This is a genomic window from Microbulbifer maximicatervae (SeqCode) (assembly GCF_052467305.1).
Genome location: NZ_CP174306.1, coordinates 5152693 through 5177068, shown reverse-complemented (window position 1 = coordinate 5177068; position 24376 = coordinate 5152693). Strand labels below are relative to the sequence as shown.

Annotated in this window: 23 protein-coding genes; 14 read left to right on the top strand and 9 right to left on the bottom strand. The window is 50.9% G+C overall.

Annotation, left to right across the window (positions count from 1 at the left end):
- Nucleotides 1–188 precede the first annotated feature (188 nt).
- Nucleotides 189–677: a L,D-transpeptidase family protein gene (locus ACJJI4_RS22545; RefSeq protein WP_282934516.1), complete on the top strand. Its 489-nt coding sequence runs from the start codon at nucleotides 189–191 to the stop codon at nucleotides 675–677.
- Between the two features lie 46 nt (nucleotides 678–723).
- Here ACJJI4_RS22545 and bioC read toward each other — a convergent pair whose 3' ends face one another.
- From bioC to bioB, 3 genes are read right to left on the bottom strand one after another with little or no spacing between them, the layout of a single operon-like run.
- Complete coding sequence (bioC, locus tag ACJJI4_RS22540; RefSeq protein WP_444926532.1) at nucleotides 724–2268, bottom strand: malonyl-ACP O-methyltransferase BioC; 1545 nt, start codon at nucleotides 2266–2268, stop codon at nucleotides 724–726.
- Nucleotides 2265–3458 (bottom strand): 8-amino-7-oxononanoate synthase, encoded by a 1194-nt coding sequence (gene bioF, locus ACJJI4_RS22535; RefSeq protein ID WP_444926531.1) that lies wholly within the window; start codon nucleotides 3456–3458, stop codon nucleotides 2265–2267. The genes bioC and bioF overlap by 4 nt, the downstream gene beginning before the upstream one ends.
- On the bottom strand, nucleotides 3455–4504 hold the full coding sequence (gene bioB, locus ACJJI4_RS22530; protein ID WP_413665834.1) for a biotin synthase BioB: 1050 nt from the start codon (nucleotides 4502–4504) through the stop codon (nucleotides 3455–3457). The genes bioF and bioB overlap by 4 nt, the downstream gene beginning before the upstream one ends.
- Nucleotides 4505–4684: 180 nt before the next feature.
- Between bioB and ACJJI4_RS22525 the strand changes: the two genes are divergently transcribed.
- Together ACJJI4_RS22525 and ACJJI4_RS22520 are read left to right on the top strand one after the other, a co-directional pair.
- Nucleotides 4685–5377: a ComFC family protein gene (locus ACJJI4_RS22525; RefSeq protein WP_444926530.1), complete on the top strand. Its 693-nt coding sequence runs from the start codon at nucleotides 4685–4687 to the stop codon at nucleotides 5375–5377.
- Between the two features lie 159 nt (nucleotides 5378–5536).
- Nucleotides 5537–6682 carry a beta-ketoacyl-ACP synthase III gene (locus ACJJI4_RS22520; RefSeq protein ID WP_413664188.1) on the top strand — a complete coding sequence of 382 codons (1146 nt, stop codon included), beginning with the start codon at nucleotides 5537–5539 and terminating at the stop codon, nucleotides 6680–6682.
- A gap of 135 nt (nucleotides 6683–6817) precedes the next feature.
- Here ACJJI4_RS22520 and ACJJI4_RS22515 read toward each other — a convergent pair whose 3' ends face one another.
- Entirely contained in the window at nucleotides 6818–7306 is a 489-nt protein-coding gene (locus ACJJI4_RS22515; RefSeq protein WP_444926529.1) for a DUF1203 domain-containing protein, read from the bottom strand.
- Nucleotides 7307–7402: 96 nt separating this feature from the next.
- Nucleotides 7403–7948 carry a PadR family transcriptional regulator gene (locus tag ACJJI4_RS22510; RefSeq protein ID WP_444926528.1) on the bottom strand — a complete coding sequence of 182 codons (546 nt, stop codon included), beginning with the start codon at nucleotides 7946–7948 and terminating at the stop codon, nucleotides 7403–7405.
- Nucleotides 7949–8190: 242 nt separating this feature from the next.
- Here ACJJI4_RS22510 and alaE point away from each other — a divergent pair, with 242 nt between their 5' ends.
- The 5 genes from alaE to ppc all read left to right on the top strand — a co-directional run bounded on the left by alaE (nucleotide 8191) and on the right by ppc (nucleotide 14646).
- Nucleotides 8191–8688 carry an L-alanine exporter AlaE gene (gene alaE, locus ACJJI4_RS22505; protein ID WP_444926527.1) on the top strand — a complete coding sequence of 166 codons (498 nt, stop codon included), beginning with the start codon at nucleotides 8191–8193 and terminating at the stop codon, nucleotides 8686–8688.
- Nucleotides 8689–8728: 40 nt separating this feature from the next.
- Nucleotides 8729–9430, top strand: coding sequence for an aspartate/glutamate racemase family protein (locus ACJJI4_RS22500; protein ID WP_444926526.1), 702 nt, complete (start codon nucleotides 8729–8731; stop codon nucleotides 9428–9430).
- A gap of 374 nt (nucleotides 9431–9804) precedes the next feature.
- Nucleotides 9805–11178, top strand: coding sequence for a response regulator (locus tag ACJJI4_RS22495; RefSeq protein WP_444895363.1), 1374 nt, complete (start codon nucleotides 9805–9807; stop codon nucleotides 11176–11178).
- A gap of 168 nt (nucleotides 11179–11346) precedes the next feature.
- Entirely contained in the window at nucleotides 11347–11700 is a 354-nt protein-coding gene (locus tag ACJJI4_RS22490; RefSeq protein ID WP_444926525.1) for a DUF4870 family protein, read from the top strand.
- A 282-nt stretch (nucleotides 11701–11982) separates the two neighbouring features.
- Entirely contained in the window at nucleotides 11983–14646 is a 2664-nt protein-coding gene (ppc, locus tag ACJJI4_RS22485) for a phosphoenolpyruvate carboxylase (protein WP_444926524.1), read from the top strand.
- Nucleotides 14647–14717: 71 nt separating this feature from the next.
- Here ppc and ACJJI4_RS22480 read toward each other — a convergent pair whose 3' ends face one another.
- Nucleotides 14718–15962: a DUF945 family protein gene (locus ACJJI4_RS22480; RefSeq protein WP_444926523.1), complete on the bottom strand. Its 1245-nt coding sequence runs from the start codon at nucleotides 15960–15962 to the stop codon at nucleotides 14718–14720.
- Nucleotides 15963–16642: 680 nt separating this feature from the next.
- On the opposite strand from ACJJI4_RS22480, the gene ACJJI4_RS22475 reads away from it, so the two are divergent.
- The 3 genes from ACJJI4_RS22475 (at nucleotide 16643) to ACJJI4_RS22465 (ending at nucleotide 18750) form a co-directional block, all read left to right on the top strand.
- Entirely contained in the window at nucleotides 16643–17029 is a 387-nt protein-coding gene (locus ACJJI4_RS22475) for a hypothetical protein (protein WP_282934530.1), read from the top strand.
- Nucleotides 17030–17164: 135 nt separating this feature from the next.
- Nucleotides 17165–18103 (top strand): NADP-dependent oxidoreductase, encoded by a 939-nt coding sequence (locus ACJJI4_RS22470; RefSeq protein ID WP_444926522.1) that lies wholly within the window; start codon nucleotides 17165–17167, stop codon nucleotides 18101–18103.
- A gap of 47 nt (nucleotides 18104–18150) precedes the next feature.
- A complete protein-coding gene (locus ACJJI4_RS22465; protein WP_413664175.1) occupies nucleotides 18151–18750 on the top strand; it encodes a DUF1287 domain-containing protein in 600 nt (199 codons plus the stop codon).
- 27 nt (nucleotides 18751–18777) lie between these two features.
- Here the strand turns inward: ACJJI4_RS22465 and ACJJI4_RS22460 are convergent, their stop codons facing one another.
- The 3 genes from ACJJI4_RS22460 to ACJJI4_RS22450 all read right to left on the bottom strand — a co-directional run bounded on the left by ACJJI4_RS22460 (nucleotide 18778) and on the right by ACJJI4_RS22450 (nucleotide 20505).
- Entirely contained in the window at nucleotides 18778–19632 is an 855-nt protein-coding gene (locus tag ACJJI4_RS22460; protein ID WP_413664174.1) for an AraC family transcriptional regulator, read from the bottom strand.
- A gap of 80 nt (nucleotides 19633–19712) precedes the next feature.
- On the bottom strand, nucleotides 19713–20015 hold the full coding sequence (locus tag ACJJI4_RS22455; protein ID WP_282934534.1) for a DUF1330 domain-containing protein: 303 nt from the start codon (nucleotides 20013–20015) through the stop codon (nucleotides 19713–19715).
- Between the two features lie 58 nt (nucleotides 20016–20073).
- Nucleotides 20074–20505: a DUF4345 domain-containing protein gene (locus ACJJI4_RS22450; RefSeq protein WP_143729557.1), complete on the bottom strand. Its 432-nt coding sequence runs from the start codon at nucleotides 20503–20505 to the stop codon at nucleotides 20074–20076.
- A 110-nt stretch (nucleotides 20506–20615) separates the two neighbouring features.
- On the opposite strand from ACJJI4_RS22450, the gene ACJJI4_RS22445 reads away from it, so the two are divergent.
- The 3 genes from ACJJI4_RS22445 to ACJJI4_RS22435 all read left to right on the top strand — a co-directional run bounded on the left by ACJJI4_RS22445 (nucleotide 20616) and on the right by ACJJI4_RS22435 (nucleotide 24263).
- Complete coding sequence (locus ACJJI4_RS22445; RefSeq protein WP_444926521.1) at nucleotides 20616–21629, top strand: SDR family NAD(P)-dependent oxidoreductase; 1014 nt, start codon at nucleotides 20616–20618, stop codon at nucleotides 21627–21629.
- Between the two features lie 116 nt (nucleotides 21630–21745).
- Entirely contained in the window at nucleotides 21746–23653 is a 1908-nt protein-coding gene (locus ACJJI4_RS22440; protein ID WP_444926520.1) for a multicopper oxidase family protein, read from the top strand.
- Between the two features lie 259 nt (nucleotides 23654–23912).
- The gene (locus ACJJI4_RS22435; protein WP_444926519.1) at nucleotides 23913–24263 is read left to right on the top strand and encodes a nuclear transport factor 2-like protein; all 351 of its coding nucleotides are present in this window, start codon (nucleotides 23913–23915) and stop codon (nucleotides 24261–24263) included.
- Nucleotides 24264–24376: the final 113 nt, after the last annotated feature.

The following is a 24376-nucleotide window of genomic DNA, read 5'->3' as shown; positions in this document are numbered from 1 at the left end:
TGACTTTTCACGCCACTTAGATGGTGATAAATTAACCGGGTAGCGCAAATTTTGAACAAATCAAGCCGTACATCGATAAGAAGGCACGGGGTTGCGCTCACACAATAACCCCCTTTTAAAGGGGACAGACAGCAGGGATGCGGTGTCATTGCGAAATAACCGACAACTACCCGAACTGCTTAAAGACCATGCGATACTTGACCTTTGCCCTGCTCCTACTGGTGCCAATCTTTGCTTCAGCGAAAGTTGATCCCGTTGACCACGTCGTAGTTTATAAGTCCAAGAAACTCATGCAGCTGATACGGGACGGCCGTGTCGTGAAAAGCTATACCGTGTCTTTTGGCGATAACCCCAGGGGACACAAGGTTCGCCAGGGGGACGAACGCACCCCTGAAGGCCGCTACACACTGGACTGGAAGAATCCCAACAGCCGCTTTTACCGTTCAATCCACGTGTCCTATCCCAACAAGCAGGACCGTGCACGGGCAGCCAAAATGGGGGTCAGTCCCGGCGGTGACATTATGATCCACGGTATCAAGCCCCAGTGGTCCTACATGGAAAGACATCTGCGTCGCACCAACTGGACTGATGGTTGTATCGCCGTGGCCTCCAATCGCGAAATGGACGAAATCTGGGCTCTGGTGAAGACGCCAATCCCTATCGACATCTACCCCTGATCTCTTCAATCTTGCACCCGGCTCCCTGCGTTGCGATAGGCGCAGGTCAGCCGGATTTTTTTGCCCTGCAAGCGGTGAGATTCATATAGATCACCTCGTAAGTTACCGGCAATCCACGCTCTTCCCGCTTATTTTCATAGGCCACGGACAAGCGCTGCAGTTTGCGGCGACCGGTCATACCTTTATCCGCCGCCCGGTTAATATTGTGTGCACCCACTCCCTTAAGCTCCCGCATCAACCGTCGCAGGCTATCAAAGTGCAGTAGGCGCAATTCATCCGTAACCAATCCGCTGAGACCACTGTGCAGTGCCGCTTCACGCCATTGCTCGGCGGGCAGGAACTGATTGACATGTACACCCCCATCCACTTGGGCCCAACTCTGTTTCAATTCCACCAGGGTTTTAGGGCCAAGGGTGGCAACCAGGCACCGCCCTTCAGGGGTCAGTATTCGCTGCAACTCAGCAAACAATTGCGGCAGACGGTAGCACCATTGCAGCGCCATACTTGAAAACACCAAATCAATACTACCCGCCGCCAGGGGTAACTGTTCGGCATCGGCCGCAATGTAACCATCAGCTTCGGGTCTTTGCGTCCGGGCAAATTTCAGCATCCCCTCCGCCAGATCCAGGGCAATAATTTGCGCCTTAGGAAAATGCCGCCGTAACAGTTCAGTACCGAATCCGGTGCCACTGCCCAAATCGAGGATCGTACGGGGTGCCCAGCTGTCATCGGCTTGGGCCAACAGTTGCCGGCAGACTGCCCGCTGCAGATGGGCGCAATCATCATAGCCCTGTGCTGCCCGGGTAAAAGAGCGAGCTACCGCAGCCTTATCAAACGGCTCAGCCGGGGGATTCCCAATAGACTCGAGAAGCTCGAATAGATATTCAGCGACGATGTCAGCCTTGGTGCAATGGGGTAAATGGCCCGTCTCGGGTATGACTTTGACGGTGCCCCCACACGCCTCAATGGACCGAGCAGCTTCAATGGGAACCAGGGCATCCCTGCTGCCAAACAGATGCTGTGCCGGCACGGACAGATTTTCCAGGTATTGGCGGTTATCCAACTCTGCCAGACAGCACAATGCTTCCCGCCAGGCATCACTATTTATTTGAGGTTTTTGTGCCTTGAGGTCTTTAAGCAAAGAGCGCATGGCGCTATCACCCCGTGCCTGCAGCGAGCAAAATCGCTCCCAGGTACTCTCCGGAGATGATGTAAAAGCATCGAAAAATGCCTCGAAAGTGCTCTCGGCCATGCCCGGCCAGCCATCTCGTTCCACAAAGCAGGCATTGGCAGCTATGGTCACTAGACCCAACACTTTGTCCTGCTCCACCATAGAAGCCAAGCGAACAGCCAACATGCCGCCGAGGGAGTGGCCAACCAGAATGCAGCGAGGGGGAAGCTGCAGGTAAAGCTTCTGCAGCAAAGCTTCTAGCGGGGGCCAATCTTCAGCACCCTGTGTCGCAAAGCCAGGTAACTCAATACAGTGGAGCTGGACTTCTGTACGGCTCTCGAGGGTTTTTACAAGCGACTGCCAAAGGAGTGCATTCCCGCCCCACCCGTGCAGGAAAACCAAGTGTTCAACCTGTGTCACTTATCCAGTACCCCTGCGCCCTGCAAAATCTGCTGCAGCGCGCCTAGTAGCTCGTCGATATCCTCGGCCCGGTGAGCCGCGCTCAGGGTAATGCGCAAGCGTGCAGTGCCCAGCGGCACTGTAGGCGGGCGAATGGCACCCACCAGGAATCCGCGCTCCTGCAATTCTCTGGCAACCGCCATCACGGTGTTTCCACAGCCCAACACCAGCGGCTGTATCGCACTGGCCGACGCCTGTAGAGGTAAGCCGAGCTGTAGTGCCCTGCGGCGGAAATAAGCGATATTTACCCGCAAGCGCCCTTGTAACTGAGGCTCATCGCGAATCAATTCGATAGCAGCCAAGGCACCGGCAGCCACTGCTGGCGTCATTCCGGTGGTATAGATATAGGGCCGCGCAAACTGGGTGAGGAAATCTATCAGTGCCCAGGAGCCCGCAATAAAGGCACCGGCATTGCCAACCGCTTTACCCAAGGTACCCATCACAACCGGGGCTTGTTCCTGGGTCAGCCCCGCCAGGGCACAGCTGCCCGCCAGTGGGTATGCTTCACTACCCATTACGCCAAAGCCGTGGGCCTCATCAACCATTAACCAGGCGTTGTATTGCTTACACAGAGTGGCAATCTCAGCCAGAGGGGCCAAATCACCATCCATGCTGTAAACACCATCTACCGCTACCAAGGTATTGCCACCCCGGCTAGTAGCGCGCTGCAATTGGCGTTCAAGGCCAGCGAGATCGTTATGGGCAAAGCGCAGACTGTTGGCGCCACTCAAGCGGGCACCGTCAATCAGTGAGGCGTGATTAAGCCTGTCCGAAACAATATTGTCGGCCCGCCCCAACAGGGCACAAATAGTGCCGATATTCGCCATGTAGCCACTCGAGAATATCAGCGCCGCTTCTCGCCCACTTACTTCGGCGATGCACTGCTGCAAGCGGTGATGAATATCCAGGTGACCATTAACCAAGTGAGAGGCTGTGGCACCTGCACCACACTCTGCTCCCGTCTTCTGTGCTGCGATGACTTCCTCGCGGCTGGCAAGCCCCAAGTAGTCGTTACTGCTAAATACCAGTAGCTCCCGCCCATCGACCCGGGCTCGCGGCCCGGGTGCACGATCGAGGGTTTTTAGTTCCCGGTACAGATTCTGCTGGCGGCGCTCGGCGAGGCGCTGTTGCAGGACTTCATTCAGGGTCATTTGGCCGCGTCGTAGAAGAAAGCATCATTTTGCTGTTCGGTGATCTGCGCGTTCAATTCTGCTTCCACCTCAGCCTCATCGGCGTACTGCTGATACTCTTCTGGCTTAATACCCAGGCGACTGAACAACTGCATATCTTCGTTAGCTTCCGGATTCGCAGTCGTCAGCAGTTTTTCACCGTAGAAAATAGAGTTGGCGCCGGCAAGAAAAGCCATTGCCTGCATCTCATCGCTCATCTGCTCGCGACCGGCGGACAGGCGCACATGGGATTTCGGCATCATGATACGGGCCACAGCAATGCAGCGAATAAATTCGAAGGGATCCAGGTCCTTTTGTTCTTCCAGCGGGGTACCTGCGACTTTTACCAGCATATTGATGGGCACTGATTCGGGGTGCTCCGGCAGGTTCGCCAATTGCATCAATAACCCGGCGCGATCTTTATCGCCTTCACCCATTCCCACAATGCCACCAGCACAGACCTTCATTCCCGCTGAGCGCACACGCCCCAAGGTTTCCAGGCGATCCTGGTAGGTGCGAGTGGTAATAATCTCACCGTAATATTCCGGCGAAGTATCCAAATTGTGGTTGTAGTAATCGAGGCCTGCATCCGCCAACTCCTGGGCCTGATCATCATTTAGCATGCCCAGGGTCATACAGGTTTCCATACCCAACGCCTTTACTTCTCGTACCATCTGGGTCACGTAAGGCATATCTTTTTTCTTGGGAGAGCGCCAGGCGGCCCCCATGCAGAAGCGGGTAGCACCACCGGCCTTAGCCGCCCTTGCCTCCTGCAATACCTTTTCAACCTTCATCAGTTTTTCCCGCTCCAGCCCGGTGTCATAGCGGGCACTTTGGGGACAGTAGGCACAATCCTCAGGGCAAGCACCGGTCTTGATAGAGCAAAGGGTACTGACCTGTACCCGATTGGCATCAAAATAAGCTCTGTGCACTTGCTGCGCGGTAAACATCAAGTCGCTAAACGGCATGGCGAAGAGGTCCAGTACCTGCTGGCGGGTCCAGTCGTGGCGGATCTCTGCGGCGGGCATTTGCTGGGCGGCAGTCACAGGGCGTACTCTCTCTGTTGCTTATTAAAATCGGATACTCACAGCCTGTTAGCAGGCCCTAGCGGCATCGATCAGCGAGCTCTAATTCAGCGTCTGCCGTTCAATCCACCAGACTGGCCAGTTTAGCCACGGCCAAACCGCTGTCAACTCGGAAAAGACGACATGGTTTACAAGCTTTTCAGTAGAAAACTTGCCCAAAGTCTGGCCCGCTGCCTGCTGTGCGGCGGAGCATCAGGAGAGGTTGGAATCTGTTCTGCCTGCACTCAGGAGCTACCGGCGCTAGGCCGCGGCTGCCGCTACTGCGCCCTACCCTTGGCGGCGGCAAAAGATAATATTTGCGCGGCCTGTTTACAGAGGCCACCCGCCTTAAAGAAGATCAGTGCTGCCTGGCAATACGCTTACCCAATCAACCACTTAATCCAACATTTCAAATACCACCGGGACCTGGCCGCCGGACACAGCCTTATACAGCTAGCTGCCCGCCAATTGGGGCCTCCAGAGGATATGCCTGACATACTTACCCCGGTTCCTCTGCACTGGCGTCGCTATTGGCAACGCGGTTACAACCAGGCTCAACTTATTGCCAGTGGGCTGGGGCAATACTGGTGCCTGCCAGTAGATCTGCAACTACTGCGCAAAACAACATCCACCAAAACCCAGTCTCAACTCAGCCGCAACCAACGGCTGAAAAACCTGTCTGACAGCTTTACCGTGCGCGGAGAAATATCGGGTGCCCATATCGGCCTGGTAGACGATGTTGTGACCACGGGAGCGACCCTCGAAGTCATCACTCGCCAGCTACTCACAGCCGGGGCAAAACAGGTCAGCGCCTTCGTTTTGGCCAGAACGCCATGACTGTTCGGCGCGACTACAAATAGACCCATAGTCACCCCAACGTCACAATAGCTTACCTTGCCGTTCTGGCGCCTCAGTCCCTCACCTGCCAGCACTGCTAAGGTTCTAACAGCGACTAAATTGCCCGCATTTCTGTTGTCGCGGGCCAGGAATTCAGCGATGAGTGAATACAAGTTGCCACGGGGCATTGTCATCAGCGGCACAGGCCTGTGGACCCCACCGGAATCTATTAGCAATGAAGAGTTGGTAGATGCCTATAACACCCATGCCGAGCAGTACAATCTTGAGCATGCTCAAGAGATTGAGGCCGGTGAGCGCGCAGCAAAACCTTTCTCTTCTGCAGAATTTATCGAGAAGGCCTCAGGCATCAAGAGCCGCTATGTGGTGACCCGCGATGGCATTCTTGATCCGAAGCGTATGCGCCCCCTTATTCCCGAGCGCGCAGATGACGAGCTGAGTGTACAAGCCGAAATGGGTTTAAAGGCCGCCAGACTAGCTCTGGAGAAAGCCGGCAAGCAGGCGTCTGACATTGATTTGGTCATTGTCGGTGCCTCCTATATGCAGCGCGCCTACCCCGCTATTGCTATTGAAATCCAAGGTGCACTGGGTATCGATGGTTTTGCCTTTGATATGGAAGTGGCTTGCTCCTCAGCCACCTTCTCACTTCAGCGTGCGGTGGATGCGATCTGCTCAGGCTCAGCCAAAACTGTACTGGTCATCAATGCCGAGCTGGCCTCACCACAAGTGGATTACACCGACCGAGACAGCCACTTTATCTTTGGCGATGTAGCCGTAGCCAGCATTATCGAGCGCAGAGAAACCTGTACTGTCGAAAGCGCCTGGGAAATTCTCGGCACCAAAGCGAAAACCGTTTTCTCCAACAATATCCGTTCGAACTTTGGCTACACCGCTCGCGCCGCCGATGTGGACCCATTTGGTCCCGGTAAGTTGTTCCGCCAGAATGGCCGAAAGGTATTTAAAGAAGTTTGCCCCATGGCGGCGTCTCATATTGAAGCCCACCTGCAAGAGACGGACACCGATCCTCACAGCGTGCGCCGCTACTGGCTCCATCAGGCCAATATCAATATGAACAACCTGATCGCCAAGAAGCTAATGGGTGACAATGCAAGCGTTGAGCGCGCGCCCATCGTTCTGGACCGCTACGCCAACACGGCAAGTGCCGGCTCAGTTATCGCGTTTAATTTACACAGCGATGACTTGCAGGTCGGTGACCGGGGAATTATCTGTTCCTTTGGCGCGGGCTATTCCATTGGCAGCTTGGTATTGGAAAAAATCTCCATTTAATTTTGAAATATTTTCGGAGTTCGGGAATAAATACTGAACTCCGAAACAACTACTAAAAAGACCGGTGGTTCTCACTCCCACTGACATCAGGATTTTATTAACCGGCGACCTGGCCTTCACAAATATCTATTAAAACTATGCGCGATCCAGCCGCAGCGCATAGCAACCATAAGCAGCGAAGCGCAGCAGAGCGAAATCAATCTCATCCTGCATAAAATATTCACTCACTTCTGTTTTTATTTGTTCAGGGCCCACCAATTTCGCAGACACGATGTGCTCTTCAGCGCTATAGGCGCGAAGCACTAGTGGCACACCACTCTTGAAATAATCTTCCGCATTATTATTTAGCGGGGGGAAGCTGTCCTGTGCTCTGAAGTCTTGTTCCGGCTGCGGCTGCGCCAGTACAAATACAGGCCCGTATTCCCGGTAAGGACCGGCAAAAGAGAAAGGGCAGTAGCTCGCCAGGAAGATTTTCTCCCCCGGCCGTGCGCGCCGTCGCACATCACGACATGGCTCACCGCCCTGGGCGCTCAGCTGCCGCACCGGCTGCCCTAGATCATCTAGACCTGCTTGACGAACCTTTTCTAAAAAATCTTCGCGGATAGGTGTTACGGTAAAAGTCATGGCTAAGGTCACCCCACTTGCTAAAAGAGCGAGGTTACTGAACACCAAACGGCATCGCTGGCCAGATTCGGGCACGTCATTCCAAGCGAGTAGCGGTTATTTTTTTACGGACTCTTCAAGCTCACTCAGCAGGCCTTCTGCCCAACTGATCCAGGTCTTTTCCGCCTCAATACCCAAAAGCAGGGTTTGATGTGCCAACCAGTAACGCTCCTGGAGTGCTGTATCACTCTTTAATACCCGCTCATTTTGCTCCTGGTAACTTTCCAGGGAGCTGCGATGTTGGCGCAGTTGGGCCTCCAGAGCACCTCGCATTTCATCCTTGCTCAGGTTGTGACCGGCGAACATACGCACCAGGAAAGGCTCGCGAATCTTCTGCGGCGCACTGGGCTGAGTGACCCAATCACGCAGCTCGGCGCGGCCTAGATCCGTGAGGCTATAGACCTTCTTGTCCGGCTTGCCTTCTTGGGCTTGCTCCTCACAGTCCAGCAGGCCCTCCTCATGTAACTTGTGCAGCTCACGATACATTTGCTGATGGCTGGCACTCCAGAAGTGGGAGACGCTGCGCTCAAAGCGCCGCTTAAGGTCATAACCACTGCCGGGCTCAATATCCAGCAAGGTGAGAACGGCAAAGCGCAGGGACATGAAAACTCCAACTCATCTTATGCAAAGAGTTGCATATTAACCGGTGCCAGCCATTCGTGACCAGCTGCCAGATTTCCACAACAAGATAATTAGATTAAGAAATCATTAAAAAATAGGACAAATGTATCGGTAGAAACTATCAGTCGAGATGTAAGGCTAGCTTTTATGCAAATTGGAGATATAATCGCCGGCCTGTCGCCAAAGTCGTTTAGGCGGCCACTGTCTACGAGGTTGTTTGCCCAATGTCCGCGCCCGCACTATCCCCATCCAGTCCAGATGCCCCAGATGAAAAGGCTTCTGGTGCGCGCCGCTGGGACTTTATGCTGGACATCTTCGCCATGAATAGCTTCTCTTGGGCTGTAGCGATCCCCATCGAGCTGGTTCTGGCGGGTATGAGTTGGAGCGAACACCTGAAAGTTCGCCTGATGGCCCTGGTATTCAATACCCTTATCGCCCGTCCATTCAGTATGTATCGCAACTGGATTGTGAACCGTTTTGGGGGCGGCGGCTTTATCAATGCCTATCTGGTAGACACCTTTGTATTCCTCAGCTTCCAGTTCCCGCTATATATGGCCAATATGCGCCTCGGTGGGGCCAGCTGGGACGAAATTGCCACCGCCAGTATTACTTTTATGCTCATCGCGGGAGCTCTTGGCCGCCCCTACGGAATTTATCTCGACTGGGTGCGCCGAGTGTGGATTAATACGCTTGTCCCCCTGTGGAGCAAACGCGCTGCCTGAGGGGTCACCGATACTCGATTAGGCATTACGAGAGAGGAACATGACTGTGTTGACCGATAACGCCATTGAAAACAGTTCCATGACCGTTGGTGTGGTCGCCGGCACCCCCACAGATACCCGCTTCGGATTGGACTTCCTCGCCGCGCGCCAACTTCGTGGCGTGGGCCTGTCCCTATCTTCCTCTCCCCAGGCCCAGACTCAATTGCAGGCGCTGGAGCGCGACGCCCTTACCCAACAATTGATCGAAGCCATTGAGCAGCTGTACCAAGCCGGTGCAGAAGCGGCCATGATCTATTGCAACTCACTTTCCGGCGCTGTGGATATGGCGGCGGTAAAAGCTGCCTCCCCCATTGAGGTGGTATCCCCTCTCGAAGTCTACGCTGAGCTTACCCAGCGCTATCGCAACTTTGGACTGTTGGCCGCCAACTGCCAGAGCTGCGCCAATATCGAGCGGGAAATACTCGAGCGCAATACAACCGCCAAAGTCATCGGTATTGGCAACTTGCAAATTGTGGAAGATATCGAGGACGGCCTCGCCGCAGAAATGATTGTTCGCCAACATGCCCTTGATGACTTGGTCGCGGCATTGGTGAAAAGCGGCGTACAGATCCTGATTTTGGGGTGCACCCATTTCGATTATTTTTATCGGGAACTGCTCGCACACTGCGATGGTATTCGCCTTTTCCTTCCCTCAGAGCGTATGTTGCAATTGCTGCAAGAGCGCATTCCCCAAGCCGCCTGAATACTATTTCCTCACGACAGCTCCGGCGTAATTTGTTCAGGAGCTGTCGCTAATCTACCCATATAATCTAGTAAATTGCTGCTAGATCCCTCTATGTAATCAGATGCAATCTGCTGATTAACTTCACGCCCAACAACCCGGCCGCTCAACCTCAAGGCAGAACAGACGGGGCCAGCCGGCAACTCTTCTATCGGCAAGTTAACTGAAGCGCCTCTGCTCCCCTCACAGCAGAAGCAAAATTTTTCTTGTACCAAAAGCGGGCTTATTGCAGTATCAAAAATCTCCGGTGTGCCTGGGTATTCATTACAACAAGTCGTATAAACCCTTTTTGGACTGCAGGATTTAGTCCAATTCAAATAACGTTGGTTACAAGGATGATAGAAACCACTTTGTCTGGGGGGATTCCCTCTCGTCACGTATTCTTACGTGCCATATGCCTCGGCCTATTGGTCTCGGGTTCGGTATTTTTATCGAGTACTGCACAGGCCGATGTTATTACCACACTAAAAAGTCAGGTCCCGCTCTTTTGGATGGGAATACCTGCTGTGCTTCTACTGCTAATTTGTGCGTTTGCAATAAATAGGCAAGTTAAATTACGCCAATTAACTCTCGATACCAATGCTCGGCTTAAAAATTTGAGCAAGGAAAATAGCAATCTTTTCCAACAGGTACACAGTCGTAACAGCGAATTTATCGCACTGGAAAAACAACTTGCCGACGCTCTCAGTGAGCTGGAACAATTGCGCCAGGAGAAATCTGATCTCCTCACCATAACCCGGCACCACTTACAGCATCCCCTGGATACACTTCTCGGCACTTTGAATTTATTGGCTCGCAGCGAAGACAACAATACGCGCGCCCTGGTAGAAATCGGGAAAAGACAATTAAACAGCGCCCTTAAATCCCTGGAGAACTTACATCAGTGCGGTAATGTTGAAACAGTAGAATTAAAACTCCCCACTGAAAGCCATCGTGCACCCGGCAAACAGCTCTCTGTATTACTCGTTGAAAACAGTAAGCATGACTCCCTTCAGCCCACCCTTGAGACCATGGGCCATAACGTGCAACGGGAGTGCAATGGGATCGATGGGAGCAGCGCGGCACTGCAAAAAAATTTCGATCTTATTTTGGCAGATACCCATCTTCCGTTGATGGATGGTGTTGAAGCAGTGCGGGAAATCCGCAGGGAGAGAGGTGCAGAACTACCTATTTTTGCCCTTTTACAAAATGCCAGCTCTGGCGATAAGGAGCGCTACCAGGCCAGAGGCTTTACCGGGGTATTGACCCACCCGATCGGCGACCGACAGCTGATGCAATTATTGAGTTGGGCTGTTCGCCGAAGCCAGGGCATTGCAGGCCCCCAGGGAGCAAAGCCCACTCGACTCCTTAATACCAATACCCTATTTCGCCTGCGGGATACATTGGACCACCATACGTTTGCCGAATTACTCAGCGAGCGCACCGCCACCCTGCCAAAACAAATAACGTCATTAACCAGCGCTATTACTGGACGCCACTGGCTTGATGCAGAACAGCAGGCACAAAGACTGGCTCGCTCAGCTATTGAGGTCGGCCTCGAAACAATAGCTTCTCGCTTGCGCACCCTGGCCGCAAACCTCTCTATCGATAGTGAAAGAGAACATTGTCGCCAACAGCGCACAGAGCTGTTACAGCTTATGCGCGAATCTGTGCGCCAGCTAAAGGCCTGGCGCGAGCGCAATGTTCACACTGAGTGGGCATTAAAATAGACTACCCTACTGTGCTCCGATTTCGAGCCACAGTACTCTTACTGGGAAATAATGGGGCGGAAAAGGCGTCTGCAATCCACCGCGCAAATAACACATCCCAGCGCAGCTAAGTTGAAATGCACTATTTGCACCACACTATATTGGAGTGAATAGTAGAGAGAACAAGTTATGTCAGAGCAGTATCCCGAACGCAGTCAGGAAGCCCAAGAACAAAGCGGGCGCGACCTGGCCATCATGGTTTACCTGATCCAGGCGATCAGCTTATTTACCGCAGTACCATTTTTTATCGGGGTATTAATCAACTACTTTAAGCGCAGCGATATTCGCGGCACCCTGGCCGAGTCCCATTTCCGCTGGCAGATTCGCACCTTCTGGTTTTGGCTGCTGTGGACCATTGTTGGCTCCCTAACCATTTGGGTACTGGGGCTGGGCTACCTGATTCTGGCAATTAACTGGGTATGGGTAATCTATCGGGTTATTCGCGGCTGGCTGACACTGGTCGACCGGCGCCCAGCTTATTAATGGCAAATATTTCATTTTATGGGCCCAGTATCTTGGGCCCATTTACTTCTCAGTAAGAAATGAACCCAAGGTTTCCTTACTGAAATTAGCGACTTTCACACCTCGAAAAAGACAAAAGCAGATTGACTAGCCATAAGGCTGTATCGACCTTTCCTCATTTTCTTTCTCAAGCCCTTATTCGCCAAAAGTTGCAGCTGCAACATTGCATGCTTCAGCGCAAAGTGTGCGAATATGCCTATCCGATTGACTTTCACCGCGTTGTTAACAGGGAGAAATAGATTCGTGAACCAGGACCAGAATGCCCCCTTGCGGGAAGATGTACGCCTGCTGGGTGACGAGCTCGGCGCAGTATTGCGAAACCAAGTTGGCGAGCCACTATTTGATACCGTTGAGAATATTCGTCAGGCGGCCGTTGAAAGCCGCAGCAAAGGGGCGATGCAGGCCGATCACTTGCGAGAGCTACTCGACCCCCTGGATGATGCGACCCTATTGGAAGTTGCCCGGGCATTCAGCCAGTTTCTAAACCTGGCCAATATTGCCGAACAGCGCCATCGCGAGAGACTGCACCGCCAGCACCAGCGCTTTCCCGGAGATCCCGATACAGACCGCGGCCTGCGACAGGTACTGGCAGAGTTAAGCAAAGCGGGGAAGTCTCCCGAGGAAATCCACGGGACACTAAAAGAGTTATCCGTAGAACTGGTCCTAACCGCTCATCCCACCGAAGTGACACGCCGTACCCTAATTCGCAAATACGATCGAGTTGCAGACCTGCTCAACACACTGGACAGGCCCGACCTGACCCCTGAAGAATCCCAGGATTTACGTCGCCACCTACAAGAACAGATCCTTTCCGCCTGGAGCACCGACGAGATCCGCCGCTCCAGACCCACCCCAGTTGATGAAGCCAGGTGGGGCTTTGCCACCATCGAACAATCCCTGTGGCAGGCAGTTCCGAGGAGTATGCGGGAAATAGACAGTGAATTGGCCCTGGCCAAGCTGCCCCCATTACCGGTTGATTGGGTTCCCATCCACTTTGCCTCTTGGATGGGGGGAGACCGGGACGGCAACCCCAATGTCACCGCCAGCGTCACCCGGGAAGTTCTGCACCTAGCCCGCTGGATGGCCGCCGACCTCTATCTGCGCGATGTGGAAAACCTGCTCGCAGACTTGTCCATGCATCGCGCCAGCGAAGAACTTTTACAGCGCACTGGCCCCAGCCACGAGCCCTATCGCCTGGTGCTGCGCCAGGTTCGCGACCGTCTCAAAATAACCCGGGAAAAAATGGAGGCCCGCATTGGTCGACGTGCAGAGCCTTCCGGCCTCGCGTTTACCAGCAGCGAGCAGCTGGCCGACGAGCTGCGCCTGATCGACCGCTCCCTGCGCGATGTGGGCCTCTCAGCCATCGCCGATGGCCAACTTAAAGATACCCTGAGGCGACTCAACTGCTTCGGCATCACTTTATTGCGCTTGGATATACGACAGGAATCCACCCGCCACGCTGACACCCTGGATGCCATTACCCGCTATCTGGGTATGGGCAATTACAGCAGTTGGAGTGAAGAGGAGAAACAGGAGTTCCTGGTGTCCGAGTTGGACAGCCGCCGCCCACTGGTGGACGAGAGCTTTTACCGCAGTGATTTCTGTGACGAAGAGGTAAGTGAAGTCTTACAGACCTGCAAGGTCATTGCCGAACAGGGTCCCGAGGGATTAGGTGCCTACGTTATCTCAATGGCGACCACACCTTCCGATGTTCTCGCTGTAATGCTGCTGCAAAAAATTGCCGGGGTGCAGGTGCCAATGCGAGTGGTTCCCCTGTTTGAAACCCTCGACGATCTCGATGGTGCAGCTACCACTATGAGTACCCTGCTGAATATCCCCCTCTACAAGCAGCGTGTGCTCGATGGCCAGGAAGTGATGATCGGCTACTCGGACTCCGCCAAGGACGCCGGCTTCCTGGGCGCCGCCTGGGCCCAGTACCGCACACAGGAAGCTCTCACCGGTATATTCCGCAACCACGGTATCCCCCTAACTCTGTTTCACGGCCGTGGCGGCTCCATATCCCGGGGCGGCTCTCCTACTCGTATGGCCCTGCTGTCGCAACCACCGGGATCAATAGCCGGACGTATTCGCGTTACCGAACAGGGAGAAATGATTCGCTTCAAATACGGCCGTCCCTCTGTAGCCGCCTACAACCTGGAGCAGTATGTCGCCGCAACTCTGGAGGCGACACTGATGCCCCCGGCAGAGCCGCGTTCGGAGTGGCGCGCGGAGATGGACCGGCTCACGGAAGTCTCCGTCGGCAACTATCGGGAAGTCGTGCAGGATGACCCAGCCCTGGTGGCTTACTTGCGCACTGTCACCCCGGAAACCGAGCTGAGCCGCCTGGCCCTGGGCAGTCGCCCGGCAAGGCGTAAACCCGGTGGCGGTGTCGAATCACTGCGGGCGATTCCGTGGGTGTTTGCCTGGACCCAGATACGACTGATGTTACCGGCCTGGCTGGGCACTGGCGCCGCCTTGGAGAATGCCCTCAAGCACGCAGATGAAACTGATATCTTGCGGGATATGAGCCGCCAATGGCCCTTTTTCCAAGGCGTTGTGGATATGCTAGAAATGGTACTGGCCAAGGCCGATCCCCGCGTTGCCTCCTGGTACGAAGAACGACTCACCCAGGATGCAGACCTAATCCAACTGGGTGTCAGTTTGAGAGAGCGACTGGCTCACACCGTAGAGGCCCTAAAACAGCTTACCGGGCGGGAGAGCTTGTTGGATAACAATCCCGTAATGCGCTGGTCCATCCGCGTGCGCGATCCCTACACTGACCCTTTGCACCTATTGCAGGCCGAGCTGATGGCACGTTTGCGCGAACGGGAAAGTGATGCGGTACTGGAAAGTGCGCTGATGGTCACTATCGCAGGGATTGCAGCGGGCATGCGCAATACGGGTTAAAAGACCACGGCAGCTGTGATGATAATGGGATTTGAGGCCTGCTTTTTTCACAATAGCAGGCCCCCAAGCAATCAGAACCTGCCGGTAAGTGCCATCACGAACAGGTCTGCCGGCAACTGCTCTCCATTCACCTCCAACTGGCCACGATTGACCTTGAGGTACATTTGCAGCTCACCCTTGTCTTCGATCAGCAGGCCATAATCTCGCAGAAGCATTGCCTGACCTACCAGGGGGGACTGCAAGAGCGCCTGCTCTGCAGCGCTAACGGTCATACTACCTACCAGCGGTTTGAGCCACTGATCGATCTCACTGGCACCTCGGCGGGAGGATTTGCGCATACCCCGCCAATCGATATCAGCATCTACTAACACCGGGCCATTGCGAGATTGAATCGCCAGCTGTTGCTCCAGGCGCAGCGGGCGGCTCATTTCACGGGCCCAATTCCGCTCAGGGGCCGGCAACAATACGCGCAGGTAGTGCCCCAGATCCGCAGTCTTAATTCTCGGCAAAGTCATCTGCTGGCGCACAGAGGTAATCGGTGTTGCCGAGTCCACGGTGGGGAGCTTCAGGTCACTGATAACTTTCAGGGTCTGTGCCGCCAATTCTTCCAAGGTCAGGTCCAGGGTAACATCGCGCAATTGAACCGGCCCGGAATCTGATTCTGCCCTCAGCAACGACAAGCGCAGCTCCGCATTACCGCCCTCGCCGGGCATATATTCAAACTCGCCTTCAAGGGGCTCGGTAAACAGTACTTCGATACCTTCGCGAATATGGCGCAAGCTTCCCAGCTCCACGACACCGTTCAGCACAGCACCGCTGTAATCCGTAGATACGGCAATCTCCCCACCGTCAAACTCCAGCTCCCCGAGTGGGCCAGTATTTTTGAAAGGGTCTAAGCGGAGGGTATTCAGCACCCGGTTGTCGGCGGTAACCAGGGTCTCCAGAACTACCGGACTCGCCTGTAAAGCGCCATAAATGGACTCCAATTGAGCGCGCAATTCAGGCTGTAGTTGATCCAGCTCCAGCCGGGTCTCGGTATAAACCACACCCAGGCGCGGCCCCTTAGAGGTAAGCAACACCGGCCCATGATGGATCTCTGTATTGAGCTGGGTAGTGCCATCCGGCAATGCCACTTCAGTATTGGTTTCAGCACCAAACCATCCGCGTTCGTAACCCGTGGAATTCCCCCCCTGCAAGCGGCCCAACTGCTGCTTCCAAATTTCCTCTACTTTGGGGCCGATAAAACCCGGCGCAGCCAGCGCAGATATCACCATTAGGGCAAGCACAATAAATAGAAGTGAACGCAGTAGTTTCATAAAAAATCATCTAGCGAAGGGGTTTGCGCCGATGGTATCAGATTATGCAGCTATTAGTGCGACAAGAGCCTCGTTACTTGGTACGAGTGCTGAACATTCATCAACCACGGCATAAGGACCTACGACCCATTTCTAAAGAGCAGAATCTCGGCTTGTAAATTAGTAAATCTATATTTCAAAAGCTCTGCTCAAGCCTAAGAAGAGGGGTTTGTAAGCGGCCATAAATTGAAATTGACCATTATGCTGGAGATCAGCTCACAAGTCTCTTGATCTCCTGTGGCACGCCTGAGTAATTTTATGGCTCGTTGACAGTTTTAAACAACAATGTAATTTTTTAAACCACCCTTTAACTTCCCCTTAATCAGAGCAATTTAAAATGGTAGGTAACAATCTATTTTTCTTGTATTTCAATCTAACCCAGATTCTTATCTCCACGATTTAGCTTTCTTACAAATACCTCAACAAAATAAAGGTCCTGATTACTATAAGAAAACCGCTATCTAGGAAATTTTTTGTTTTTTACCTATTCATGTAAAAAATAATTATTGAATTCATAACCGTTATCTCGATCGGATCTTAAAAGATACCTTTACAACAACCGAAACTTCCATTACCGCACGTTGGGACACTCCCCCAGTTTGAGTAGACTTGTGGCCAAACTAGGAGAAGGAGAAGACGTTATGCGATATCTTGTTTCAATGGTGCTCTTGTGTTCTCTCGCAGGTTTCAGTTATGCAGATGACCGCATGACGCGCCTCCCATCCAACGCTGAACCCGTGCAAATTCTCGGCAAGACTTATTATCAAAGTGGTAATACTTTCTATGCCTTTAATGAGCAGGGCCGTTATTTCTACAGAGTACAGCCCCCCACCTCTATTCGTAGTTATGAGAATCCCCGGGATATGTATATCCGCGGCTCACAACCTCGCCCCCAAACTTGGGGTCTGACTAGAGACCAGGTAGAAGGCTGTATGAATGCCGCTGCAGATATGGCAAATGCTAACCCTGCAGTAGGTGGTAAGATTTATATTCGCGAATATAACCGCTGTATCAGTAACTTGCGCTAGCCATTGTGGCTATATTTACTGCTACAAGGGGCCTTCGGGCCCCTTTTTTCAATCGTTATTTTTTTACAGTTACTAAACTAGCAAGTCTTTCAACACACTAAAGCTATCAATCCTCTAATTTTAGAGCTGTGAAATATGCAAGCCGCTATTATCAGGTCTTATGGCAGCCCCATCGAAATTGCAGAGATGCCTAAACCTTCACCGGATAAAAATAGTATTTTAGTAAAGGTACAATCGGCCAGTATCAACCCCCTCGATAACTGGGCAATATCGGGGGCTTTACAAAACGTAATGCCTGTAAAAATGCCGCATATTGTCGGGTACGATGTTACTGGGAAAGTAGTAAAAATTGGCAGCGCTGTCAGAAATTTTAAAATTGGCGATCTGATATTTGCACGCCCCGATACAAATCAAGCGGGTACGATTGCCGAATACACTTCAATCAAAGCAATGGACGCAGCTATCCGCCCCTGCAATCTTTCCAACAATGAGTGTGCCGCTTTCCCTCTCGTGGGTTTAACAGCCTGGCAATCTCTCATTGAAGTGGGAAAATTACAGAAAGGGCAAAGAGTTCTTATCCACGCTGGCTCCGGCGGAGTCGGTACTATCGCTATACAAATAGCGAAATATATTGGCGCCTTCGTAGCCACAACCACCAGTGATGCCAACTTTACATTAGTCAAACGACTCGGTGCCGACACTGTTATCAATTATAAAACCGAAAAATTTGAGGAATTACTCGAGGATTATGACCTTGTACTCGACTCTTTAGGCGGAGAAGTATTAGAAAGGTCTGCCAAAGTTCTTAACAAACATGGTCTATTAGTATCAGTCTCCGTCAAAACTAAAGGGTCAGATACCTTAATTGAAAAGATGAGGCAGCGTCTCCAACTAGTCTATTCATGGCCAAGTGGCACTACTCTCGCAGAACTTGCTTCATTACTTGAGAAAGGATTTTTGAAACCGGTTATTGATAGAGTCTACCCCATACATGAAACTCAAGCCGCACTCGACTACCTAAATAAGGGAAGAGCCAAAGGTAAAATAGTTATTGATGTGTTGCAGGGTAAATAAACGATAGTATAGGATTTCAACCTAGACTCAAAAAAACTGGAGCCCTAGTGAAACGGATATTTCTATTTTTGGGTACCCTGATTTCTGCCGCCAGTTATGCACAAAATATAACTTTGGCCGAAGCTGCTCTGGAGCGAACCTATCATAAGGTACGCTACGATCCAGCTTATGTGTCTATTCCCTATCCAAATGGAGATGTGCCGGCTGATACCGGTGTTTGTACCGACGTAGTGATTCGATCATATAGGAAGCTGGGGATCGATTTGCAAAAAGAAGTTCACGAGGATATATCGGGTCATTTTCAAGCCTACCCATCTAAACGCATTTGGGGACTTTCCAGGCCAGATAAAAATATTGATCACCGGCGAGTACCCAATCTACAGGCTTTTTTTACTCGCAAAGGACAATCACTCTCAATAAGTGACAAGGCAGAGGATTATCTACCAGGGGACATCGTTACCTGGATGCTGCCCGGTAATTTACCACATATCGGTATTGTGACTGCGAAACGCTCTCTAAAGACCAACCGGTACTTGGTCGCACACAATATCGGGGCTGGACCCGTGCTGGAAGACATGCTGTTTTCCTTTAAAATTACCGGGCATTACCGATACAACGCCGGCCAGGCAACCGAAAAGATTGAGTAGCGAAAAAACTACGCTAGTGCCAAGCGATTACGGCCTTTCTTTGACCGGGATATGGAGAAACATTTCCGCTGTCGGGCTGGTAACCTGATATCTGGGTGGGTACAGCTCAAAGTCTGGCCTCTCAATATAGTCGTAATTGGACTTTGGCAACCAGCTTCCCCAAATATACTTCAATGTCTGTTCCAGGGTGGTAATAGATCCACGGTGAACAAATTTTGCATATAGCTGCTCCGGTAGTTCCCGCGCCACCATACCCTCGGGTACCTGAGTCAAGTCGGCAACCGGCGCACAGCAGACATACTTAAACTGAATTTCATCACCCGCTTCCTCATAACATTCATAGATACCAAAAGATTCATCGCTGATACGATTGGGGATTTTATCCCTGTAGGGCCGAAATGCAGACCAGAGCTTTGGCAAGCTGAGATTTTCATGGTCGTATTCCTGCGCTACCCCCACCAATTGCATCGCTGGCCGCGAAATAATTTGTGGCTCCATGGACAACTCATTTTGCAAGAAGTGCAGCATATGAGGGCTAAATTGATCCTTATACAACAACCGAAAAGGATCCTGCTGCTTTCGATACTGTGCCGGGGTTACGTTAAATAAAGCTTTAAACGCGCGAGTAAACGCTTCTTGGGAGTCAAATTGGCACTCCATGGCAAGCTCAAGAATACCAATATCTTCACTCAACAACCTCTTTGCGGCGACGGTCAATCGGCGCTTACGCAAATACTCTTTCGGTGAGTCCCCCACTAATGCCTTAAAAATACGGCTGAAGTGGTAGGTGGAGTAATGAGAGGCAGCAGCAATTTCGTGAACAGAAATTTTGTCATATAGATGCTGCTCTACGAAGTTAATACTTTTAAAAAATCGCTGCATGAGAGGCTCCTTTACTGCCAGTCTACGTTGGGACGGTGAAATTTTCGAACAATACCTTCTCGGTTTAGTATGCCTTTAAATTAAATTCGCTCACTAGTGATAAAAAAGCGTAAATGGGCAAATGCTTTGTCCCTCAAAGGAATAATCGCCTGGTAGGCTGGATCATTAAAGAATGCATAGATCGCCTCCCGATCCGGAAAAGATACCACAACAAATGCCCTTGGTGACCGACCCCCGTCCAGGGCCTCTTCCACATCATAAGAGGCAATAGGCACCCCCCCATACTGTTGCATTAATTGCGGTGCCAGACCTATATACTGCTGAAGAGCCTGCAATTCCTGTAAGTTTGGTGAAGACTCTATATGTAAAAATACTGGTAACAAAGTAATAACCTCTTAAGTGTAAATAAATTTTAGTTGCTTAACTAAGAGCTTCTAATGACTAACTTTGAGAGGCTACTCGCCTATGCCAAAAAACCAGAAGTGGAACTATCGCAAGCTCAATAATCGTAGGGGGTAAGACCTGATCATCCACCAATCCAAATTCCAGAATATTGCTTAAGCGGCCCAGACCGCCAATAAAGAGGGATAAAGCCACGAAGTAAAACAATGCTTTATGTTTTTCGATATTGCTCAGGAAATACAGTAGAACCAATCCCTGGGCAAAGAAAACACCAAAGGCAAATCGATATTGATTATCCCCAAATCCTCTCAAAGGGCTATCCGGGCCAAAAATCATAGCACCACCACTCAGGGCAGCACTGCCATTCAGCCCTCCAAATGCACTGATACCACCGGGTACAAAACAGATCACCGCTAGCGCTACCACTAACAATTGGAAAATTTTTCTTTCTATAGAACTCGCCTGATTCATAGTGTCACCTTAGTTTGCCGTATTTGGAGTGATGACCTAATCATATTGGCCAGTAAGGCCCTATTTTTGATATTTCTTGCGGTCTTGGTATCCCACTAAGACAGCAAGAAATGTCAAAAGACGAGGCGATTAACCGCTTATCTTTCTCTCCAACAGCCGGGTATATCCATATCCGGGCACCAGTTCCCAATATCCACAGAGACAGAAAGATGATTAAGAGTGTTTTGATTACCGGAGCGAATGCAGGCTTAGGCAGGGAATGCGCCAAGCAACTGGCGGAATACCAGCAGATTAACAAGATCTATCTCGGCTGCCGCAATCTGCACAAAGCCAAGGAAGCCCAAGCCGATCTGGTGTCGGAAACAGGCAGGAATATCTTCGAAGTATTGCTGATCGATGTCGCGGATCAACAATCAGTGAGAGAGGCAGTTAAGAACCTGGACTCCCCAGTTGATGCTCTGGTTATGAATGCTGGCGGTACCGGGGGGAAAGAGTTTTACAACAAGACCCCTGAGGGAGTCACACAAATTTTCGCCGTCAACCTGCTCGGGCATGCACTACTGACTAACGAATTGCTGAAAGCCAATAAGTTAACCCAGGCTGCTATTTACGCCGGCTCTGAGGCCGCTCGCGGTGTAAAAGAGATGGGGATGAAACGACCAGAGCTGAAAAGCGCCTCTGTGGAGGAATTTATGCAGATCTGTGAAGGAAAGCTCTATGCCAGTACCAAAGACGCTACGGTACCCTATGGTCCGATAAAGTATATGGGCGCCCTATGGATGTCTTCCATGGCGCGGGAATTCCCCCATATCCGCTTCGTAACCATGAGCCCCGGGGCTACTGTAGGCACAGAGGGCTTCAATACACTGTCGTTATTCAAGCAATATATAATGAAGGGCATGATGCAGATTATGCTCCTACTTGGCAAAGTCCACAAAGTAGAAATAGGCGCCAAGCGCTATATCGATGCCCTACTGGATACAACATCCTTCCGCACAGGTGTTTTTTACGGCAGTGAACGCGGATTGACTGGACCTCTTGGTGAACAGCGGAAGCTTTTCCCGGACCTGGACAATCCTACCTATCAGGACAATGCCAAAACAGCGATCAATCGCTTTATCTAATGAAGGGTCGCATCAGGGAAGGGCCCTGTACACCCTTCCCTGCCCCAAGTTAACTCCGCCGAAACCGCTTGTTTACCTATACTTGACTGTTAAATACTTACTGCTAAAAACAGCCAATGTTTCGGGTGATCTTTTCCCTGCTGTTGTTAATTCCCCTTGCCCTGACTGCTGCTGAAGATGTAGCTAAAGCAACTCCCCTGCGGCTGCTGGATCCAGCAACTGTGGATAAGTTCGTCAATGAACTGCCAATACCCGCAGAAATCCGCCCTCAGGGCTCAGCCCCGATTAAACTACCCGCCCGCCCCACTGAAGTTTGGATGGGGCTACGGGATAAGGAAGGCAAACGTTTAATGACAAAAGCCTGGGGTTTTGAATATGCAGGTCGCATCCACTCTCCTGGCCCTACTATTCGCGCCCGAGAAGGCCAACCGGTATTTGTACACTGGGCCAATGAGCTACCGGGTCCACATCTATTTCCTGTGGATCGATCCATTCACCTCGCCGACGTAAAAGATCCAAAAGCTGTACCTATGGTTATCCACCTTCACGGCGGGCATACAGAGTGGAAAAGTGACGGCAATCCCCTTGCTTGGTACACCCGCAATTATCGTGAGACGGGACCATTATTTGAGAAAAAGATTTACGAATACGACAACTCCCAGGATGCCGCCACTATCTGGTATCACGACCACACCCTGGGCATGACGCGCCTTAATGTTTACGCAGGTCTATTCGGTTTTTACCTGGTTGGCGATGACAATGAAGACCGTCTGATACAGGAGAAACTGCTCCCTGCAGAAGAGCGCACTTTTGTAGCCGCTATTACAGACAGCTTGTTTAGCTCCGATGGGCAGCTGTATTTTCCTGGCTGGAGGGACCAGCCTCCATCACCGGTTTCCCATGAGGTGGTTAAGGCCAATTGGCCCAATCCGTCCCATCTCGACGAATTTTTTGGCAATATTATTCTGGTAAACGGCATGACCTGGCCCAAAGTCAGTGTCACTCCACACGTCTATCGATTTCGGTTACTCAACGCATCTGATACCCGCACACTGATACTCAGGATCGACGAAAATACACCCTTTGTACAAGTCGGCGGTGACGGCGGATTTCTCGATTACCCTGTAAAATTGAACGAGTTGATATTGGCACCCGCAGAGCGAGCAGATGTTTTAGTAGATTTCAGTGGTTATGAAGAGCGTGAACTGACACTGCGGAACTTTGGGCCGGATGTCCCTTTTAAAGGATTTGTAGAGGCCAATGATCCAAAGAGTTCAATTCCACTTGTCTATAACCCGGATGGTAAACACGTATTAAGCGATGGGCGCGGCGGCATCACACCAGCTACCGATCCAAATACTACAGGCCAGATCCTACAATTCCATATTGCTTCAACACCGATAAAGACCCCTTCTAATAAGCAGAAATCAGAGATTAAAAATTCCATTGGAGATTTAAAACTCCCCCTAAATACTCCCTTGCGCACCCCACTTAATAGGCTTAACCAAGCCAGTCGTACACGACAACTTGCCACCTACCGATTGGACGATCCCTACGGCCGCAATCTGCTCATGTTAGGTCCAGTAAGGGAGGGCTCCCTGTTTTTTGAAGACCCTACTACAGAAATAATCCAGCACAACGCCATTGAGATCTGGGAAATATATAACCCTACAGTATCGGCTCATCCAATCCATATTCATCTGGTGGAATTCCAGGTACTGGATCACCAGCCTTTTAAAGGAAAACTTATTGCCAAGCAGCAGAAATTTATGCATACAGATAAGATATTTCAGGGTGCACGCCTAGAAATAGAATCTCTACAAGGGAAACCCCTTCCACCACAACCAGAAGAAAGCGGCCCCAAAGATACGGTCATCGCCCTTCCCGGCCAAGTAACACGGGTAATTGCGCGCTTTGATCGAGAAGGCCTCTATGTATGGCACTGTCATCTGCTCTCCCATGAGGATTACGATATGATGAGGCCGTTTAGGGTGTTGGCGCCAAAGCCAATAAACAACCAGTAATCTATTAACCTCTAAACTCAGATAAAGAGTAAACACCTAAAAACTAATCGATATGCCGAACAATAAATAAGACAGCAAGAAAAAGAATAGAACCAAACAACATTATCAATGGTTACAATCATCCAAGAAAACCAACAATAACTCGGAATTGATCTTTACAAAATAAGTAATTACGATGAAAAAACTAATAATATTATTATTTTTTACACTGGCATCAGGGGCAATTGCCACTTAAATATCGGAATTAACAAAGGAAAAATTGAAGAAAAAAGCTGTCCTTATCAATGAGCTACAAAACAAAATGTTGATGAAGGGATCGACAGTCGAAGATATCGACAAACTATTTTCTCACTACACAGACGACTTTATCTATATCCATGAAGTTTATGGCGGCACCTACACCAGAGAGCACCTATACAACAACTCCATAAAGTATTTAAAGGAGGGAGAATATCAAATGACTGGCGCTAGATATAAAATTATATCAATCATCGCTGGTTACAAAGCAGTCTCACTTGAGCGGCAACAAACCTATCAAGGCGTTATCTCTAACCACTTAACAGTATTTGAATTTGAGGATAACCAAGTTTCTAGAATTATTGAATATTGAAAATAGATATCATATCAACAGCAAAAAGTTGGAATTCAACTAAAAAAGTAATACTGAAAACCCAGATTGTAACTTTTCGATGCCACAATTAAACTAAATCCTGTCTAGAAGGG

What these genes read in the sequence shown, in the direction of transcription:
- ACJJI4_RS22545 (WP_282934516.1), top strand. Translation starts at nt 189, where the DNA reads ATGCGATACTTGACCTTTGCCCTGCTCCTACTGGTGCCAATCTTTGCT.
- bioF (WP_444926531.1), bottom strand. Translation starts at nt 3,458, where the DNA reads ATGACCCTGAATGAAGTCCTGCAACAGCGCCTCGCCGAGCGCCGCCAG.
- bioB (WP_413665834.1), bottom strand. Translation starts at nt 4,504, where the DNA reads ATGCCCGCCGCAGAGATCCGCCACGACTGGACCCGCCAGCAGGTACTG.
- ACJJI4_RS22525 (WP_444926530.1), top strand. Translation starts at nt 4,685, where the DNA reads ATGGTTTACAAGCTTTTCAGTAGAAAACTTGCCCAAAGTCTGGCCCGC.
- ACJJI4_RS22520 (WP_413664188.1), top strand. Translation starts at nt 5,537, where the DNA reads ATGAGTGAATACAAGTTGCCACGGGGCATTGTCATCAGCGGCACAGGC.
- ACJJI4_RS22515 (WP_444926529.1), bottom strand. Translation starts at nt 7,306, where the DNA reads ATGACTTTTACCGTAACACCTATCCGCGAAGATTTTTTAGAAAAGGTT.
- ACJJI4_RS22510 (WP_444926528.1), bottom strand. Translation starts at nt 7,948, where the DNA reads ATGTCCCTGCGCTTTGCCGTTCTCACCTTGCTGGATATTGAGCCCGGC.
- alaE (WP_444926527.1), top strand. Translation starts at nt 8,191, where the DNA reads ATGTCCGCGCCCGCACTATCCCCATCCAGTCCAGATGCCCCAGATGAA.
- ACJJI4_RS22500 (WP_444926526.1), top strand. Translation starts at nt 8,729, where the DNA reads ATGACTGTGTTGACCGATAACGCCATTGAAAACAGTTCCATGACCGTT.
- ACJJI4_RS22495 (WP_444895363.1), top strand. Translation starts at nt 9,805, where the DNA reads ATGATAGAAACCACTTTGTCTGGGGGGATTCCCTCTCGTCACGTATTC.
- ACJJI4_RS22490 (WP_444926525.1), top strand. Translation starts at nt 11,347, where the DNA reads ATGTCAGAGCAGTATCCCGAACGCAGTCAGGAAGCCCAAGAACAAAGC.
- ACJJI4_RS22480 (WP_444926523.1), bottom strand. Translation starts at nt 15,962, where the DNA reads ATGAAACTACTGCGTTCACTTCTATTTATTGTGCTTGCCCTAATGGTG.
- ACJJI4_RS22475 (WP_282934530.1), top strand. Translation starts at nt 16,643, where the DNA reads ATGCGATATCTTGTTTCAATGGTGCTCTTGTGTTCTCTCGCAGGTTTC.
- ACJJI4_RS22470 (WP_444926522.1), top strand. Translation starts at nt 17,165, where the DNA reads ATGCAAGCCGCTATTATCAGGTCTTATGGCAGCCCCATCGAAATTGCA.
- ACJJI4_RS22460 (WP_413664174.1), bottom strand. Translation starts at nt 19,632, where the DNA reads ATGCAGCGATTTTTTAAAAGTATTAACTTCGTAGAGCAGCATCTATAT.
- ACJJI4_RS22450 (WP_143729557.1), bottom strand. Translation starts at nt 20,505, where the DNA reads ATGAATCAGGCGAGTTCTATAGAAAGAAAAATTTTCCAATTGTTAGTG.
- ACJJI4_RS22445 (WP_444926521.1), top strand. Translation starts at nt 20,616, where the DNA reads ATGTCAAAAGACGAGGCGATTAACCGCTTATCTTTCTCTCCAACAGCC.
- ACJJI4_RS22440 (WP_444926520.1), top strand. Translation starts at nt 21,746, where the DNA reads ATGTTTCGGGTGATCTTTTCCCTGCTGTTGTTAATTCCCCTTGCCCTG.